Here is a 2,472-nt window from a genome sequence, read left to right as displayed (position 1 = left end):
TGCCGCCCGCGGCGGAGGCGCCCAAGACCATCATCCTCGAATCGCCCGCCTTCCTCGTCGCGGTGGTGCCGGACGCCCCCGGCGGCCGGCTCTCGGGCCACGATCGGCAGGTGCTCGGCGCCGCCCGGGCGCTCGCCGGGCGCGAGGGCGGCGTCGCGGTGGTCGTCGACGGCGCCTGCGAGGGGCTCGGCGCGGCCGGCGCCGACCGGGTGCTCCGGTGCGAGGGCGCGGAGGGCTACGATCCGGAGGCCCGCGCCGCCCGCGTCGAGGCCGCGCTCGCCGCGCTCGGCGCGCGCCACGTCCTGTTCCCGGAATCCCTCGACGGCGGCGACCTCGCCCGCCGCGTGGCGGTGGGCCTGAACGAGGCGCTGTTCACCCATGCCGAGGTGGTGGCGGCCAAGGGGCTCGTCCGCCCGGCCAGGGGCCGCCGGGTCGAGCAGAGCCTCGCCCCGCCCCGCCTCGCCACCGTGGCGCCGGACGCGGTCGCCGACTATGCCGGCCCGCCGCGGGAGGCGCGCGCCCTCCCCTTCGAGGGTGCGCCGCCACCGGACACTCCGAAAAGGATCGTGTCGGCGACGCGCATCCCGGCCGACCCCGCGACCGTGCCGCTGGCGCTCGCCGAATTCGTCGTCTCCGCCGGCAACGGCCTCACCGATCTCGACACCTTCCGCCGGGTGGTGACGGCGCTTCACGCGACGCCCGGCGCCAGCCGCGTGCTGTGCGACGCCGGGCTGATGCCGCGTCACACCCAGGTCGGCGCCTCGGGCACGGTGCTCGCGGCGACCTGCTACTTCGCGCTCGGCATCTCCGGGGCGCCGCAGCATCTCCAGGGCGTCGCCGGCTGCGAGCACGTGGTGGCGGTCAACACCGACCTGCACGCGGCGATGATCGAGCGGGCGGGCCTCGCCGTGGTGCAGGACGCGCAGGCGGTGATGCCGGCCCTGCTGCGGCTGCTCGCCGAAGAGAATGGTGGAGAGAGCGGCGAAGAGGAGATGGCGCCATGAGAATCGCGGTCCTCCTCTCCGCCGGCCTCCATCCCGTCTCCGGGGCGCCGGTGCTGCCGCGGGTCGAGGCGCAGGCGATCCGGATGGCCGCCGGGCTCGGTGCGCCGTCCGAGATTGTTGGCCTGCATGCCGGGCCGGAGGCCGCAGCGGTCGCCGAGGCCTTGGGCCAGGGGCTCGACCGCATCGAGCACGTCGCGGTCGCGGCGGGCGACGACCCGGTGCCGGCGCTCGCCGCCCGGCTCGCCGCGCGGGCGCCCGACCTGATCCTGGCCGGACGGCGCAGCCAGGGCGGCGACGAGAGCGGCCTCGTGCCCTACGCGCTGGCCCGTGCCCTCGCGATCCCTCTGGTCTCCGACGTGGTCGCGGCGGCGTCCGAACCGGACGGCACCCTGCGCCTCGACCAGAGCCTCGGCCGCGGCGCCCTGCGAAGGCTGCAGGTGCGGGGACCGGTCGTCGTCACCTGCCACCCCGACGCCCCCGCCCCCCTCGCTTACGCCTACGGCCGCGCCCGGCGCGGCACGGTCGCGCCGCTGACTGTGGCGCCGGCCGCGCTCCCGGCCCCGGCCCTCGCGGTGGAGGAGCGGCCCTATCGCCGCCGGCCCAAGATCGTGAAGGGGGCGCCCGCGGGCGGCTCGGCGGCGGAGCGGCTGAAGGCGGCCACCGGCGAGGGCGGCGCGGCCTCGAGCGGCCGGCTCCTGATCGATCCCGATCCTGAGGAGGCCGCCCGCGAGATCCTGGCCTATCTCCGGCAGATCGGCGTCCTGGCGCCGGCCGGCGCGCAACCGAAGACCTGAACAGAGTGGAACACCACCCCATGCCCCTGAGCCCGGACGACCTGCTGGCGCGGCTGCGCGAGCGCGGCATCGCCTACAAGCTGACCGAACACGAAGCCGTCCTCACCGTCGAGGCGATGATGGCGGTCTGCGGCGACATCGCCGGCGCCCACACCAAGAACCTGTTCCTGCGCGACGGGAAGAAGACCTACTTCCTCCTCACGCTCCGGCACGACGCCCAGGTCGATCTCAAGGCGTTCCGCGCCGTGCTCGGCGCGCGCGGCGGCCTGTCCTTCGCGAGCCCGGAGGCTTTGCGCGAACTCCTCGGGGTCGAGAGCGGCGCCGTCTCGCCGCTGGCGGCGCTCAACGCCGCGCCGGGCAGCGTGCGGGTGTTCCTTCAGGACAGCCTGCTCGACGCGACGCGGATCAACATCCACCCGCTCGTCAGCACGCGCACCCTCTCCCTCGTCCCGGCCGACCTCGTGGCGGTGCTTCGGGCCGAGGGGCACGAGCCCACGCCGGTCGCCCTGCCGGAGAGCGCGGCGGCCTGAGGCCCCGTCCGAGGCGGGCAAGCCGGAGCAGCGGGGCGCGCTTCGCGTCGCCGCAGCGCATTCGTACCGCTCTTACGGTGTCCGGTTGATCGCTTCGGGTTTGACTCCACGCCGTCATCGCGAGGCGGAGCCGAAGCGATCCAG

At 75.8% G+C, this 2,472-nt stretch carries 3 protein-coding genes; all 3 read left to right on the top strand.

The features are described 5' to 3' along the window. A partial coding sequence (locus MFF42_RS25300; protein ID WP_238258732.1) for an electron transfer flavoprotein subunit alpha/FixB family protein occupies positions 1–1,004 on the top strand: 1,004 nt, incomplete at its 5' end. Next, a complete protein-coding gene (locus tag MFF42_RS25295) occupies positions 1,001–1,798 on the top strand; it encodes an electron transfer flavoprotein subunit beta (protein ID WP_238258731.1) in 798 nt (265 codons plus the stop codon). The genes MFF42_RS25300 and MFF42_RS25295, both read left to right, overlap by 4 nt. Positions 1,799–1,818: 20 nt before the next feature. Continuing rightward, entirely contained in the window at positions 1,819–2,328 is a 510-nt protein-coding gene (locus tag MFF42_RS25290; protein WP_238258730.1) for a prolyl-tRNA synthetase associated domain-containing protein, read from the top strand. Positions 2,329–2,472 lie beyond the last annotated feature (144 nt).

Source organism: Methylorubrum podarium (assembly GCF_022179745.1).
Taxonomy (GTDB): Bacteria; Pseudomonadota; Alphaproteobacteria; order Rhizobiales; family Beijerinckiaceae; genus Methylobacterium; species Methylobacterium podarium.
This window is presented reverse-complemented; position numbering and strand designations above follow the sequence as displayed.

Bases quoted from the DNA above. Each gene is read 5' to 3' on its own strand.
- MFF42_RS25290 (WP_238258730.1), top strand. From the start codon at position 1,819: ATGCCCCTGAGCCCGGACGACCTGCTGGCGCGGCTGCGCGAGCGCGGC.
- MFF42_RS25295 (WP_238258731.1), top strand. From the start codon at position 1,001: ATGAGAATCGCGGTCCTCCTCTCCGCCGGCCTCCATCCCGTCTCCGGG.